Consider the following 15003-nt stretch of genomic DNA (forward strand, 5'->3'; position numbering starts at 1 on the left):
GCCGTGTGCGGTGAAAGTCGCAAGCACGGTTTTGTAGGAGAGATGGTAGGGGACACTCTGCCATCGACTCTCTAACTGCATCGGAATGATTTAACCGCAGAGTACGCAGAGATCGCAGAGGAAGAGAAGAGAGAGATGAATAATTTCGATGCACAGGGAAAGGATATAATAACTCTTCTAAATACTTAGGCTACCCATCGAGTCCGATCGGCGGGGAACGGCGAGGGTATAAGTTCCAAATACTACCGCTAGGCGAGCGTACCTCTTACCAATTTTTAATTTCGAGTATCGGAAGCGCCAAGATTATAAGAAACTTTTGACTGCTCAACTGTTACTACTTCTGAAAGAGATTGTTCTGTCGCTACCTCTAAAGCTGGCAGTGGTAGATGCTTCATTTCCCAAACTTTCAGCAAAATTAGATATTCATAAAAAGCTTGCAGCGTGCACCAAGCCAATCCCGCTTGGCCGTCAAGAAATCCGCCGAGTAAAATATACATATAGAAAAAGCGCACCACAGGCCGCAAAGGCAAGCGCAAAGAAAAATCTTTCAAAGCGCGGCGCCTTTCCACCTCCGACGCGCCAAACAATAAACCCCACCAATTTACTTGACCCGCTTCTAATTGGCGGAGAGTTTCAGCCGCCTCGTCAGTCGAGTAGCGGTTGTGCTTTTCAATCCAGCGGGAAAGACCTTTGCTGCAAGTATAGTGAGGGTAAGTTTCCTTCAAAAAGTGAGTAGGCCCGTTGCAGACTTCCCGTTCAGTGTGACCGTAATCCGTAAACCACACTCGGTCTTTGCGAAAGAGACGCATTTGATAACGGGGATATTGAGTGCTGCGGCGAATCCAGCGCTCCATAAATATTACTTTTTCAGCTACGTAATAGCCGATATATTCTTGAGTTTCGATCGCCTTTAAGCATTCAGCAAACAGTGCAGGCGTCATCCGCTCGTCAGCTTCGAGGATGTAAACCCATTCGTATTTGCACGGGACTTCTTGGAGCATCCAAGTCCGCTGGCGTCCGTGAGTTTCAAAGCGGTGCTGTACTGTTTGCACGGCATAGTTCTGAACAATCTCAAGGGTGCGATCGGTGCTGAAAGAATCAACTACAATGATATCGTCACAAAGCAGTGCCGATTCAATGCAAGCGGCGATATCAATCTCTTCGTTGTAAGTCAGAATATAAATTGAGAACATTCCCAGCTTTCAGTAAGGGCAAACTATTGGGTAAACAAACTATTTCTCAGGGATGTCTCGACCAGCGCGATCCCTGCCAGCGCTGGTCAATTTTTGCGGCGGCCGAACCGCAGAATTCCCATGCTTCTCAATCCCGTCCAACCAACAGTAATGTAGCCGATCGCTAACAACAAACTGTTGATTCCCGTCTGCAAACTCGAATTTCTCGATCGAGTTCTTAACTCTTTCTCTTTTTGTTGCTTGCGGGTGCGAATCTCGTTGCGAGCTTGAGTGGGAAGTGATTGAGCTTGCTGTTCCAGGAACTTGTCGAGGGCTTTCGGGTCATTTTTCGACTGCTCAAGCACAGCTTTCAATTCCTTGGGAACCTCTGGACTCTTGAGTGCTTCTTGCAGCTTCCCGTCGTCTTCCAGCAGCGCTCCTATCTGGCTGCGACGCTGGCTTTTGAGCTGTTCTACCTGAGCTTTAAATTGAGGGCTTTTAAGTTGTGCCTCAAGTTGACCTTCCGCTTGTCCCGCTTCTTGATCGACTTGAGCCAGAGCATCCTTGAGTTCCAAACGAGTATTGTTGAGGTGAACGGGAACCAGAGATAGGTAAACTAGACCTAACAAGCTGGAAATCAACAGCGCCCAGAATCGCAAGTCCAGCCAAACGTTGCGTCGCTCAATAGAGACTCCACTGCTGCTGTCCACCCAAAAGCCAGTCATCAGGAGGGCGATACCGATCAAAGGAATAATGCCCTTGTCAACTATCTGAGTTGCAGCAGTCAACTGCCAGCCTCGATTGAGAAGGTCTGAAGTTTCTCCCGGCAGCGACAGAACAATGCAGTCAAGCAAAGCAGACAGAATTAAGATAATCCCGACTACTTTGAGAGTTCGAGCAGCTACTGAAGAAAATTGACGGCTATTACTTGCTTTCATAATTCGTGTTAGATAATTCTACACCGTTAGATTCAAGGGGGTAGTTGAGTGGATTTTGTTGAACGAGTTTAGCTATTTTCCACCAAAATAGCTGCTTCGGGTACCGAACTCGACTTTCCTCTGGGTTTTCACAGGCTGCGGTTGCGACCCAAAGGTCGAGTTTCTGCACAGCTATATACAGTTGGACACAGGAGGCTGTGCGCTTCTGGGTTGGCTGTAAAGCTTGGTCAAGATTGCGCCCAGAAACGGCAGCAAGCAACTGCTGGCTTCTTCTATAGTCTGACGAATCCAGCGTAAAGATGAGCTCTGCACGCTTGGGTTCGGTGCTTTTAACTAGCTTTCGCTCGCGCGGCGGTGTCAGAAATTATAGACACAGGAGGAGCGCGTTTCGTTGGGTTTCACCCCCTAGGGCTCTCACTCCCCGATCGCCTGCCCGATGCGGTGGAACTCTCATCCCTTGTCTTATAGTAATTGATATAAGAGAGGGCGGGAATAAATAATTGTTTACCAACCTTTTTTACCTCCAATTACCAACAGCAGGATATGGCAGTTACCTATAAAATATTAGCTGTTTTTTACCTAGAAATTATATTTTGAAAATCTGCTTGAGCCTCGGTGATCTTTAGTTATCTTTTCTGGCTAAAAAGTTACCAGTTGCTAATTAATGTTTGCTCAAAGGCAACTATTAATTAGTGGAAAAATTGAAGGATATATTTTTAAATAACGAAAGTGCAAGGAATCACATTTTTTGGTAGGATAATTTTGATCGCTGTTCAAATTGGGTGGTAAGGACTGCAATGATTTCTGATGTTTATACGTTGAGAGAACTTGAAAGATCGATCGCATCCGATCCGGACAAGTGGCGTCCGCTCGTGTTTACTAACGGGTGCTTCGATATCCTGCACTGCGGTCACGTCCGCTATTTGCAGGCGGCAAAAAATTTGGGGCGATCGCTGGTGGTGGGATTGAATAGCGACGCCAGCGTGCAAGCTATCAAACCGCAGCAGCCGGGATTGCCACCCCGCCCGATCGTACCGGAAAATCAGCGAGCCGAAGTGTTAGCCGCTCTCAAACCAGTAGACGCCGTAGTAATTTTTTCCGAGATTACAGCAACTAAACTGATAAATATCCTGAAGCCTGATATATACGTTAAAGGAGGCGACTATCAAGTCGAAACTCTGCCGGAAGCACCGGCGGTTATCGCCGGAGGTGGCAAGATTTCCTTGATCGAAATAGAAGTTCCGAGTTCTACCAGTGCGATCGTCAAACGCATTTTACAATTAGGTACTTAACCCTCGATCGCAAACAGCAAACAGTGAGCTAAACTCAGAAGTTGCCCCATCAAAAAATGCTAAAGTACGCGCGTGCGAAGCTATCCCGTAGGGAATCGCTCGTACAATTTCATTCCAATTGCTAAGCAGGAGATAATTTTAATGGAACTCACAAGCAATAACACGATCGCGGAAATCCTACAAAGACACAAAGCAGAGTTACTAGCAGACTGGCTCAAAGAACTGCAAAATACCGGGCTGCGGCGGGACGACTTGATGAGAGCCAAAGAATTGCGCTCGGAGTGTCAAGAGTTCCTGCAATTACTCCACATTGCAGTCGGGCACGGTAATTTTAGCGACATCCAGACACCCGAATGGGAAAATATGCGGGTGTTGCTAGCAGAAGTTTCGCGATCTCGTGTTCAGAGAGGCTTTACTCCCTCAGAGATAGCGAGTTTCATTTTATGCTTCAAAAAGCCATTGTTCGATCGGCTTTGTCATGAACTGACACAAAACCGCGACGCACTTGTCGAACAACTTTGGCTTTCCACCAGTTTATTAGACCAGCTAGGCCTGTGGGTGACAGAAATCTTTCTCAAAGCTCGCGAAGAAGTAATCGAACGCCAGCAGCAAGAAATGCTCGAATTGTCAACACCCGTAGTCAAACTTTGGCAAGGCATTCTCGCTTTACCCATGATCGGGACTCTCGACAGTGCCCGCACTCAAATAGTAATGGAAACTCTGTTGCAAGAAATCATGGAAACTGGCTCAGAATTTGCGATTTTAGACATTACAGGCGTGCCGACTGTTGACACTTTAGTTGCTCAACATTTATTAAAAACTGTAGCCGCCGCCCGTTTAATGGGTACTGAGTGCATCATCAGTGGCATTCGCCCGCAAATAGCTCAAACCATAGTTCACTTGGGAGTTGACTTGCAGGATATTCTCACAAAAGCGACTTTAGCCGATGCTTTTAAAGTCGCGTTGCAGCGCCAAGGTTTAACTATAAAAAATCTTAACGAGGACAGATAAACATATTGCATTCTGACAAAAGAAATCTAGTACAACTTAACAAAGAGGTGAATTTGTGGAACGAATACCGATTCTTCAAATGGGAGAATTTTTGCTAGTAACAATTCAAGTAGATATGCACGATCGCTTAGCAATGACGCTGCAAGATGACCTGACGAACCGCATCGTCAAAACAGGTGTTAAAGGTGTGTTGATAGAAATTTCTTCTCTAGAAATAGTTGATTCTTTTATCGGTCGTATTATCAACAATATCGCTAGTATGTCTCGAATTTTAGATGCGGAAACAGTTGTGGTCGGAATGCAGCCAGCGGTTGCTATTACGCTCGTTGAGTTGGGGCTTTCCCTGACAGGAGTTCGCACAGCTTTAAGCGTTGAAAAGGGCATGATTTTGTTGCGAAAATCCTTGGGTTTTTATCCTCACGAGAATGCGCGAGCAGTTGATCAATTGTCCCATAACTGAGGCACAGGCAGTCAAGAACCTAGTTTGTTTGTAGATACCTTGTTGACAAACTGAAGAAGATTTCTGAGGACAGGGCTTACGCACTCAAGGGGGTTAAATCAAGGGTTTGAGATTGCTTCACTAGGTTCTCTATTGAGAGAAAATCGTAGTAAGTGCGTAAGTCCTATTAGGAGAAACTAAGTTGACCAGCGTAAGTCCTATATTTTGTGGAGAAGTTCTATTTTGGTACAGTAGCCGCTATGTCAAAACGTGAGACACTAGAAATCCGATCGTCATCCGATATAGTCCACGTCCGACAGCAAGTGCGAACTTGGGCTGTAGCAATGGGATTCGGTTTACTAGACCAAACGAAAATCGTTACCGCAGCCAGCGAACTTGCCCGCAATACTGTAGAGTACGGCAAAGGGGGAACTGTAACTCTCGAAACGCTGCAATTAGGAACCCGCAAAGGACTGAAGCTGATATTTGAAGACAAGGGGCCGGGAATTCCCGACATCGAATTGGCAATGACTGACGGTTATACTTCTAATCAGGGTTTGGGTTTGGGGCTCAGTGGTTCCAAGCGGTTGATGCACGAATTTGAGATTGTTTCTAAAGTGGGTAAGGGGACTAAAATTGCGATCGTCCGCTGGCGGTGAACCAGTAATAGGATTTGAGAGTTGAGATTTTTGATTAAACCATTGGGAATGACCGAAAGTATCCAGGATACAAGCCCCCGGATGAATCTCGCGCAAGTTAATGCTTCAATTCTAAAATCTAAAATCTAAAATCTAAAATCTAAAATCGATAGTGGGTAAGGGGACTAAAATTGCGATCGTCCGCTGGCGGTGAGGAGTAAGGAGAGTGGGAGATTGGGAGAGAGTGGAGTCGCGCGCGCTACAAATGACTAATGAGAAACCGGGTTTCTATGAGTTTTGGGTTGGGTAACGAGAAATCTCAGTAGAAACCCGGTTTCTGAGGTCGATCGCGCGCTACAAATGACTAATGAGAAACCGGGTTTCTATGAGTTTTGGGTTGGGTAACGAGAAATCTCAGTAGAAACCCGGTTTCTGAGGTCGATCGCGCGATGGCTAACTAAACTAAGAACTAATGACTAATGACTAATGACTAATGACTTTTTAAATGCGCGCCAGCTTAAGATGAGAACTACAAAATAATGATAGATGCCGTAGCCCTGCCCGTAACAGAAGAAAGTCAAGTGGGAGAAGCGCGCCGAATCGCAGTCGCCCTCGCGGCCGAAGTCGGATTTAACGAGACCGATCGCGGTAAAGTGGCAATTGTTACCACCGAAGCAGCAAAAAACGTGGTCAAGCACGCCCGCGAAGGAGAAATTTTGCTGCGAACATTAAAAACAGCCGCAGGATATAGCATTGAAATAGTAGCGCTAGACCGGGGGCAGGGAATGGCAAATGTCGCGCTGTGTCTGCGGGACGGTTTTTCTACAGCGGGAAGCCCTGGAACTGGACTGGGGGCAATTAAACGCCTCTCTACTTTTTTTGATATTCATTCTGTACCAAAACTGGGGACAGCCTTATTAATGCGGCTGGAACCGACCCAAAATAGCCGGGAAGCATCCCAAAACAGCAATTACTTGGAATTTGGGGTAATCCACTTGCCGAAAGTAGGAGAGCAAATTTGCGGGGATTCGTGGGCGGCAGAAAATCACGGTGAGAAAAACCTGATTTTAGTTGCAGACGGGCTCGGCTACGGGGATTTGGCCCAGGAAGCGTCTGGCGAAGCAGTGCGGGTATTTGAGGAAAACGCCAAACTCGGGCCGAAAGCAATTTTAGAGAAGGCGCACGCTGCTTTAAAAAATACCAGAGGAGCGGCTGCGGCGATCGCCCAAATCGATCGTACCCAACAAACAGTTTGTTTTGCCGGAATTGGCAACATCAGCGGTGTAGTGGTCACAGATAACCAAAGCCGCACCATGGTTTCCTACAATGGCACAGTTGGACATATGATGCGAAAAGTAGCAGAATTTGTTTATCCTTGGTCGCAGCAGTCCCTACTCATCATGCACTCCGACGGTTTGGCGGCGCAGTGGAATTTAAACCGCTACCCGGGTTTAGCCTCCAGACATCCTGCTTTAATCGCAGCCGTGCTCTACCGGGACTTCAAACGCACTCGCGATGACATGACAGTTATAGTAGCCAAGGTAAGAGAAGCAGCGTGAGTTATCCAATCCTGACGACGGAAGTCCGCTTTGAACAAGACATCGTACAAGTACGCCAAAGAGCTCGCCAAATTGCTAAAGGGCTGGGATTCGATTCCCAAGTACAAACCCGCATCGCCACAGCAGTTTCCGAAATTGCCCGCAATGCTTTCAAATATGCAGGCGGTGGCAAAGTAGAATTCATTGTGGAAGGGGAATCGCCCCAAGTTTTTCGGACTCGGATTTCTGACACGGGGCCGGGAATTGCTGATTTAGCGGCTGTGTTAAGCCCCAATTTTCGATCGCAAACCGGCGCGGGACTCGGTTTAGCAGCAGCGAAACGGTTGATGGACGAAGTGAAAATCGACTCTCGGCCCGATCGCGGAACGGCTGTACAATTAATTAAACAGTTTTCCAAAAATATGCCTGCGCTGAGTGCGATCGAACTAAATCAATTAGTTGACAAACTAGCGCGCCAAATTCCCGAAGATCCCTATGCCGAAATTCAGCAGCAAAATCAAGAATTACTACGTACTTTAGACGAACTCCGCCAGCGTCAAGAAGAACTCGTACAATTAAATCAACAGCTAGAAGATACCAATCGCGGAGTCCTAGCACTTTACGCTGAATTGAACGACAAAGCCGAATCTCTCCGGCGCGCCAGCGAACTCAAAACCAGCTTTCTCTCCAATATGAGCCACGAGTTTCGCACTCCCCTAACGGCAATTATGAGCCTTTCGGAAATATTGTTAAATCGCCTCGACGGAGAACTTTCAGCCGAACAGGACAAGCAAGTAAATTACATTTACAAATCCGCCGAGTCTCTCGCAGAACTTGTCAACGACTCGTTAGATTTAGCCAAAGTGGAAGCCGGAAAACTAACTGTTCGCTTGGCTGATTTTGAAGTCGAAGATTTGTTCAGCGCCCTGCGAGGAATGATGCGCCCCCTGCTTCCCCAAAACTCTGCCGTTTCTATAATTTTTGAAGATCCTCTCGAACTTCCAATCCTCACAACCGACGAGGGAAAAGTTTCTCAGATTTTGCGAAATCTGATTTCTAATGCCCTCAAATTTACCGAAGCAGGTGAAGTTCGAGTTGCTGCGGAAATGGGAGAGGAGGGAACAGTTACTTTTTCAGTAGCAGATACGGGCATCGGCATTGCCCCAGCCGATCAAAGGCGGATTTTTGAAGAATTTGTCCAACTCGAAAACCCCTTGCAGAAGGGCGTCAAAGGCACGGGATTGGGATTGTCTCTATGCAAAAAACTGGCGGAATTTTTGGGGGGAAGCATTAAAATCACAAGTTCACCCGGAGTGGGTTCGACTTTTTTGGTCACACTGCCAATTCTGTATCCTGGGGAGGAAGAAAACCCTTTGGAAATGTCCCCTGCTAAGGGAGATGAAATACCGCTGGCAAACGCAAATTCTCGTAGCTTGCGGGGTTGCGGGCGATCGCCAGCGGCGGATTCAGCAGCCAAAGTTTTGATTGAGGAGGATGAAGATAGTTTTTCGGTATTTGCTGAAAAACTTGCTGGGAGAAATTCATTGTACTGCGATATAGGTCGCCGACGGCGCTGAAGGTTGGGTTCGGCTGCTCTTTGAGCAACCGCAAGCAATTTTTATCGACATTATGATACTCACTGAAAGCATCCAGGATACCCGCCACGTGATTCATCCGTGGAAAAATAAAAAACCTGTATCCGATGAAACTGGCCGAACGTATTTATCTCGCGCAAGTCAATGCTTCAATTCTAAAATCTAAAATCTAAAATCTAAAATCGATTGACTGAATTTGACGTTTTGGAAGAGTTGAAAGGCGATCGAACTACTTGTCAAATACCTGCTATCGTGATGAATTCCAAACATTTTGGGTTACATCACTTTTTTGCTGTGCGGGATGCTAGGATTTCACGATAAAAAATATTATTCCGATGCGAAGGGAAACGATATCAGGAATTGTAGCTTTTGAGCACTGAAGTCCGATGCTGCAAACCTAATTATATTTTTTCACCGAATTTTATATGGTTCGTAAGGATCGCGAATTAAATAACTTACAATTTTAATTGTTATTGTGGGATGGGCGGGACGCCCGTCCAAAACGGACGGGCGGGACGCCCATCCCACAAACTTGTGGAAGTTATTTAATTCTCATTCCTCAGAGAGTTAATTTATAGCAGGCAAGATTTATTTAATTTGCAACAGAATTTAACCTTTGTGCTGTAAAATGTAGCAGTTCTCAGTTGCCGACTATATAGTAGGGACTTACCGATGGCCTGTTTTCGTGTGGGCGATCGGCTAAAATCCAGGATAAATCTTGTTCTTAGCAAAGTCTCGATTAATAAAAATAATGCAACAGTAGACCCGGAATCCAAACCCATACAAAATAAGCCATTCCCAATTCTAAAATCTAAAATCTAAAATCTAAAATGGTATGACTTTCATCTCGCTTCAATATGCGCTGTTTCTGTTAGTTTTGTTCGGGGCTTACTGGTTGGTTCCGCTGCAGTGGTGGCGACTGTTCATCATGTTGGCGGGTAGTTTGATTTTTTACGCTTCGCTGCAAATTTGGTACATTCCTTTGCTGTTAGTCGCTGCTTTGTTTAATTACTGCTTGGGGATGGCGATTGGGGAACCTCTGGATTGGCGGATTGCTAATGAATCTTGGAACCGCCGCCGTTTGTTGCTGCTGTGGATAGGCATCTGCCTGAATGTGTTGCTGCTTCTGGGCTTTAAGTATGTGCCTTTTTTATTGAGTTCGATCGGCACTTTGTTCAATTGGCCTGTAGCTATCGACGGGGCTGACTGGGTGAAAAGTCACGTCATCGCACCCCTGGGATTGAGTTTCTTTTGCTTTGAGTGCATTGCTTATTTGATTGACGTGTACCGAGGCGCGCCTGCTGCTACTTCGCTGCTGCACTTTGCTGCTTACAAGTTGTTTTTTCCCAAACTGATTTCCGGCCCGATTACTCGGTATCACAACTTGATATATCAACTGAAAACCCAACAATTTCCAACGCCCGATCGCATTTCTGAGGGACTTTGGACGATCGCCTTTGGTGCAGTAAAAAAAGGTCTTTTCGCAGATAACTTGGGAATTTATGTCGATTTAAGCTTTACCAATTTACAGCGGGCGGGTAGCGAGGATTTGTGGCTGGCGATTTTGGCTTACGGGCTGCAACTTTATCTCGATTTTAGTGGCTATGTTGACATGGCGCGCGGTACTGCTTTGCTGCTGGGTTGGTATTTGCCACCAAATTTTGATTTTCCTTATTTTAGTGCCAGCATAGCTGATTTTTGGCGACGCTGGCACATGACTTTAGGCGATTGGCTACGCAATTATTTGTATTTTCCTTTGGGCGGTTCGCGAGTCGGTTTGTGGCGCACTTGTCTGAATTTGTCTATTGTCATGTTAATTGCGGGAATTTGGCACGGGGCGGCTTGGGGATTTATTGTGTGGGGGGTTTTACACGGTTTAGCTTTGGCGGTTCACAGGCTGAGTGATGTGCTGTTTAAGCGGTGGCGGATCGAGTTTTTGTGGGAAAATCCGATCGGGATTGCGATCGGTTGGCTGTTGACTCAGGCGATGGTTTTTGGTAGTTGGATATTTTTCCGACTTCCCGATTTAAAGGATTCTGGATGGGCGATTTCGCATTTGTGGGGACACACTGCTGACGTGCAGTTTGCTGAGAAAGTTTATGTAGAAGCTTTGGGTTTAGATAGAGTGAGTTTAGCTTGGATTTTGGCTGCTTTGGCTGTGGCGATGCTGGGGAATTATGCGTTGAGTCGGGGTTTGAAATTAGAGTTAAATTGGCCGATGAAATTGGTGTTAGTGCCGCTTTGTTTGTATGCGGTTTGGGTGTTGGCTCCCGAAGGCGGTTTGCCTTATATTTATTTTGATTTTTAGGGTATTATTTAAGTCGCCTTCTGAACAGGCTTTCCGGTCTGTTCCACAAAGAGTAGATTTTCTTGTGGAACAGGCCGGAAAGCCTGTTCTTGAGAATGGTGCAAGATGTCAGTCGAAGTGATTCCCCGCTACCTATTAGTGTCAACTTAAGCTTTTTGTTCGCCAGTCCTCCCGCTCACCCAATAGTCCGCCAGGGAATGAATTCCCTGTCTCATAGCTAAAGTCCTCTCAAAGAGGACTGAAGAACTCATTAGTCCTCATCGCGAGGAATTTCGCTTTGAGGCTCTTGTTTCAACCGCTGCCGGACTGAGGGTTTAACGTTAAGTTGACATCAATGCCCGCTACCCTACAACTGATAAGAACACCAGTCACTCCAGCTACCTACATAAAGTTTAGCATCGGGAATTCCGGCAATTTCTAAAGACAGTAAATTGACGCAAGCCGTCACCCCGGAACCGCAATAAACAATAATTTCTTCAGCTTTTTCTAATTCTGTCCACCGCTGTTTTTGTTCGGATGCCGATCGCACTTTTCCAGTTTCATCCGTCACCCCTTGCCACGGATAGTTAACCGCACCCGGAATGTGACCTGCAATGGGGTCGATCGGCTCCCGCAAACCTTCATATCTCTCGCTTTCTCGCGAATCAACCAAAATCTTTCCCGGCAAGTCTTTACGCGCTTTTACCGCCTCAATATCTACCGCCAAATCCGGCTGCAATTGAGCAACAAATTTACCCTCGCGGGCGTCTGGCAAAATATTTGTTACCGGATAGCCCGCCGCTTTCCAGCCGCTGAAACCGCCGTCTAACAAAGCGACTTTGCTGTGTCCCATATATCGCAGCAGCCACCACAAGCGAGCTGCAAAAGCCAGTCGCGAATCGTCATAGGCGACGACTAAAGTTTCTGGTGAATTAATGCCGATCGCGCTCAATTTATCAGCTAATTCTTCAATGTTTGGCAGCGGATGTCTACCGCCGTGTTTGCCCACAGCACTCGCGAGATCGCGGTTTAAATCTAAATAGAAAGCTCCGGGAATGTGACTTTCTTGATATTGTTTTTGTCCCAATTCAGGGTCGGCAAGGGAAAAACGACAGTCAATGATTACCACTTGCGGATTGTCGGTATTGGTGGCTAACCATTCAGGAGAAACGATTAAAGTGTTGTCAGTCATAAGTATTCAAATCTATATTTTAACATTTATCGGGAAGGAGCTTTTTTCTCTGGTTCTGCTTTATCGGTACGAGATTTTTTAGAAGTTTGTTTCTCCGAAGCTCTTTTTTCAGAATTGGATTTTTTAGGAGTTGCTTTTTCCGAAGGTGATTTTTCGGCTGGTGCGGGAGTTGGAGTTGGCTGAGGGGGAGTTACTGCTGCTTCTTGAGCGTAAAGCAGATATTTCTGATACTCGATTACTTTTGCTTGAGCTAGTTGATGGTTGGGGCTAGAAACTGGTACTCTTCTCATTAATGAGACGGCTTCTTGCCAACGATCGATAACTGTACTCCAATCTTCCTTGGTTTTTGCCGATCGCCCTAATTCTGCTGCTTTGAGTGCGCTGTTAACGGCTTCTCGAAAAGTATCTGGTGCAGCATCCGGTGCAGTTGCTAAATCTGCTGTTTCACCCGGATTATTCCCCGCAGTTGCTGCTGGCTGGTTCAAAATTTTACCGACAAACGCCACCACGGCGATCGCCAACATACCCGTTACTAGCCCGACTACAATGAAAGTCGATCGCAGTCGGTTCTCAAATGCAGCAAGTTCCGACGGTTTTTCCTCCTCAATATTGTTCTCCATCTCTGTGCGATCGTCCATATTAACCACAGCAGTATTTGGTACAGATTCTCCTCCAAAGCTCTGTGGTTCAAAAGTGCTATTCTCCCAACTAAACTCTTGACTCCAAGCAGCAGCAATCTGACCGCTTTCTCGGCCCTCAACCTTCACTTTGCGAATCGAATCCGGCTGCAAATTCGTCAGCTCGGTGCGAACAAAATCAACTAATGTATTTTCTATGGGTACCTGCTCGGCCTCAAGAATTACATCCAAACAGTCGCCGTCGAGATTAGCGGAGGCTGTGATGCCTTCAGATTGCAACTGGCTGTTGAGCCAAGATGCGATCGCAGTGGCAATATCTCCCTGCTTGGCAAGTTCCTGAAAATTAAGCTCTGTCATAGCTGGACACCTGATAATGCAGAAGGAATGAAAAATTCATAAATAGTTTTTTTAAGTTAAAAACACCCTAACTGAAATTCAATGAATAGTATAATATATCGCGGCAAATCCCAGCCCAAAGATGCAAATTCTCACTCTCGCTCCCCCTGGCATCCCTTGGGGAATGACTTGCATTGCTTGGCTTTAAGCCGAACTCAGGTTTGTAGTGAGGAATGCAAGTCGTCTTGCTCAGCCGCCAAATACTGCTGCTGCAACCAGGTTTTTGATACCGGGCGCGCCAGTCCAGATATTGCCAGCGTCGCCCCTACAACCAGCATCCGGCTGGAAAAATGCTCGATCGCGCGGATTCGAGATTTGAGATTAAAAAATTGTGCGATCGCAGTGCCATCGGCGGACAGCGAGTGATATCATCATTTAGTCAATATTCAATTTTTTATAGCAAATAACTCGATCGCACAATGGTAGCAATAGCAATTTTAGCGGCTGGACGCGGCACGCGCATGAAATCTGACTTGCCTAAAGTTCTACACGAATTAGGCGGTCGATCGCTAGTTGAGAGAGTCCTCCAAAGTTGTCAAGAAATTCAAATTACCAGGCGACTTGTCATCGTCGGTTATCGAGGTGAACTCGTTAAAGAATCCCTGATTCGAGGTCAAGAAAGATCAGGAAAAAATCCTCAATCTCCTCCCCTAGAATTTGTCGAACAAACCGAACAATTGGGAACCGGTCATGCCATCCAACAATTGCTGCCTCACTTAGAGGGATTTCAAGGAGACTTGCTGGTCTTAAATGGGGATGTACCTTTGCTGAGGGCAGAAACTATCAAACAATTGATGGCCATTCACAAACAGCACAAAAACTCTGCTACTTTATTGACAGCTAATTTACCGAATCCCCAAGGGTACGGACGAGTATTTACCGACAGTCAAAACTTAGTCCAGCAAATTGTCGAACACCGCGACTGCACACAAGCTCAAAAGCAAAATCACCGAATTAATGCAGGTGTTTACTGCTTTCACTGGCCGGATTTAGAGAAAATTTTGCCAGAATTGAAGGCAGATAATGACCAAAAAGAATATTACCTAACTGATACGGTAAATTTCCTCAGCCCGGTGATGGCGGTGGATGTGGAAGATTATCAAGAAATATTGGGAATTAACGATCGCAAACATTTAGCCACAGCTTGCGATATTTTGCAAACGCGGATAAAGGACAAGTGGATGACGGCGGGAGTGACGCTGCTCGATCCCAACAGCATCACGATCGACGATACCGTAGAGTTGCAGCCGGATGTCGTAATTGAACCGCAAACTCACTTGCGGGGAAATACTTCGATCGCCTCCGGGAGTCGCATCGGCCCCGGCAGTTTGATCGAAAACAGTCAGATTGGGGAAAATGTGACTGTGCTTTATTCAGTGGTTTCTGACAGTATGGTTGCTGAAAATTCGCGAATTGGCCCTTACGCACATTTGCGGGGACACGCAGAAATTGGGGCTAACTGTCGCGTCGGCAATTTTGTAGAATTGAAAAATACTCAAATAGGCGATCGAACTAATGTCGCTCACTTGTCTTATTTAGGCGACGCGACTTTGGGAGAAAAAGTCAACATCGGTGCGGGGACAATTACGGCGAATTATGACGGAAAAAACAAGCACAAAACTCAAATAGGCGATCGGAGTAAAACGGGTTCTAACAGCGTGCTGGTTGCACCGATAACTTTGGGGGAAGATGTTACTGTAGCGGCGGGTTCTGTGGTGACAGAAGATGTGCCGAATGATTGTTTAGTAATGGCTCGTTCCCGGCAAGTTGTCAAACCAGGTTGGAAGTTGAAGGAATGAGAATTAAATAACTTCCACTCTTGAAAGTGGGATGGGCGTCCCGCCCGTCCACTCATGACGGGCGGGAC

At 46.3% G+C, this 15003-nt stretch carries 14 protein-coding genes; 10 read left to right on the plus strand and 4 right to left on the minus strand.

Annotation, left to right across the window (positions count from 1 at the left end):
- Positions 1-275: 275 nt before the first annotated feature.
- Together QUA88_RS27805 and hpsJ-B are read right to left on the minus strand one after the other, a co-directional pair.
- A complete protein-coding gene (locus tag QUA88_RS27805) occupies positions 276-1193 on the minus strand; it encodes a glycosyltransferase family 2 protein (protein ID WP_333211713.1) in 918 nt (305 codons plus the stop codon).
- A gap of 86 nt (positions 1194-1279) precedes the next feature.
- On the minus strand, positions 1280-2110 hold the full coding sequence (gene hpsJ-B, locus QUA88_RS27810; protein ID WP_333211711.1) for a hormogonium polysaccharide biosynthesis protein HpsJ: 831 nt from the start codon (positions 2108-2110) through the stop codon (positions 1280-1282).
- A gap of 797 nt (positions 2111-2907) precedes the next feature.
- Here hpsJ-B and rfaE2 point away from each other — a divergent pair.
- From rfaE2 to QUA88_RS27850, 8 genes are all read left to right on the plus strand, one after another.
- Positions 2908-3402: a D-glycero-beta-D-manno-heptose 1-phosphate adenylyltransferase gene (rfaE2, locus tag QUA88_RS27815; RefSeq protein WP_333056897.1), complete on the plus strand. Its 495-nt coding sequence runs from the start codon at positions 2908-2910 to the stop codon at positions 3400-3402.
- Positions 3403-3543: 141 nt separating this feature from the next.
- Positions 3544-4413 (plus strand): STAS domain-containing protein, encoded by an 870-nt coding sequence (locus QUA88_RS27820; protein ID WP_333211709.1) that lies wholly within the window; start codon positions 3544-3546, stop codon positions 4411-4413.
- A 55-nt stretch (positions 4414-4468) separates the two neighbouring features.
- A complete protein-coding gene (locus QUA88_RS27825; protein ID WP_333211706.1) occupies positions 4469-4873 on the plus strand; it encodes an STAS domain-containing protein in 405 nt (134 codons plus the stop codon).
- A gap of 239 nt (positions 4874-5112) precedes the next feature.
- Entirely contained in the window at positions 5113-5511 is a 399-nt protein-coding gene (locus tag QUA88_RS27830; RefSeq protein ID WP_333056894.1) for an anti-sigma regulatory factor, read from the plus strand.
- Between the two features lie 518 nt (positions 5512-6029).
- Entirely contained in the window at positions 6030-7049 is a 1020-nt protein-coding gene (locus QUA88_RS27835) for an ATP-binding SpoIIE family protein phosphatase (RefSeq protein WP_333056893.1), read from the plus strand.
- Positions 7046-8605, plus strand: coding sequence for an ATP-binding protein (locus QUA88_RS27840; RefSeq protein WP_333274966.1), 1560 nt, complete (start codon positions 7046-7048; stop codon positions 8603-8605). Before QUA88_RS27835 ends, QUA88_RS27840 begins: the two co-directional genes overlap by 4 nt.
- A gap of 204 nt (positions 8606-8809) precedes the next feature.
- Entirely contained in the window at positions 8810-8944 is a 135-nt protein-coding gene (locus QUA88_RS27845) for a hypothetical protein (RefSeq protein ID WP_333211702.1), read from the plus strand.
- Positions 8945-9458: 514 nt separating this feature from the next.
- Positions 9459-10931 carry an MBOAT family protein gene (locus QUA88_RS27850; RefSeq protein ID WP_333056890.1) on the plus strand — a complete coding sequence of 491 codons (1473 nt, stop codon included), beginning with the start codon at positions 9459-9461 and terminating at the stop codon, positions 10929-10931.
- 346 nt (positions 10932-11277) lie between these two features.
- On the opposite strand, the gene QUA88_RS27855 is transcribed toward QUA88_RS27850, so the two are convergent.
- Both QUA88_RS27855 and QUA88_RS27860 read right to left on the minus strand, forming a co-directional pair.
- A complete protein-coding gene (locus tag QUA88_RS27855) occupies positions 11278-12102 on the minus strand; it encodes a sulfurtransferase (RefSeq protein ID WP_333056888.1) in 825 nt (274 codons plus the stop codon).
- Between the two features lie 26 nt (positions 12103-12128).
- The gene (locus QUA88_RS27860; protein WP_333056887.1) at positions 12129-13097 is read right to left on the minus strand and encodes a hypothetical protein; all 969 of its coding nucleotides are present in this window, start codon (positions 13095-13097) and stop codon (positions 12129-12131) included.
- Positions 13098-13178: 81 nt separating this feature from the next.
- On the opposite strand from QUA88_RS27860, the gene QUA88_RS27865 reads away from it, so the two are divergent.
- Positions 13179-13502, plus strand: coding sequence for a hypothetical protein (locus QUA88_RS27865; RefSeq protein ID WP_333056886.1), 324 nt, complete (start codon positions 13179-13181; stop codon positions 13500-13502).
- A 53-nt stretch (positions 13503-13555) separates the two neighbouring features.
- Positions 13556-14935 carry a bifunctional UDP-N-acetylglucosamine diphosphorylase/glucosamine-1-phosphate N-acetyltransferase GlmU gene (gene glmU, locus QUA88_RS27870; RefSeq protein WP_333056885.1) on the plus strand — a complete coding sequence of 460 codons (1380 nt, stop codon included), beginning with the start codon at positions 13556-13558 and terminating at the stop codon, positions 14933-14935.
- Positions 14936-15003: the final 68 nt, after the last annotated feature.

It is taken from the genome of Microcoleus sp. D3_18_C2 (assembly GCF_036702395.1).
Classification (GTDB): Bacteria; Cyanobacteriota; Cyanobacteriia; order Cyanobacteriales; family Microcoleaceae; genus Microcoleus.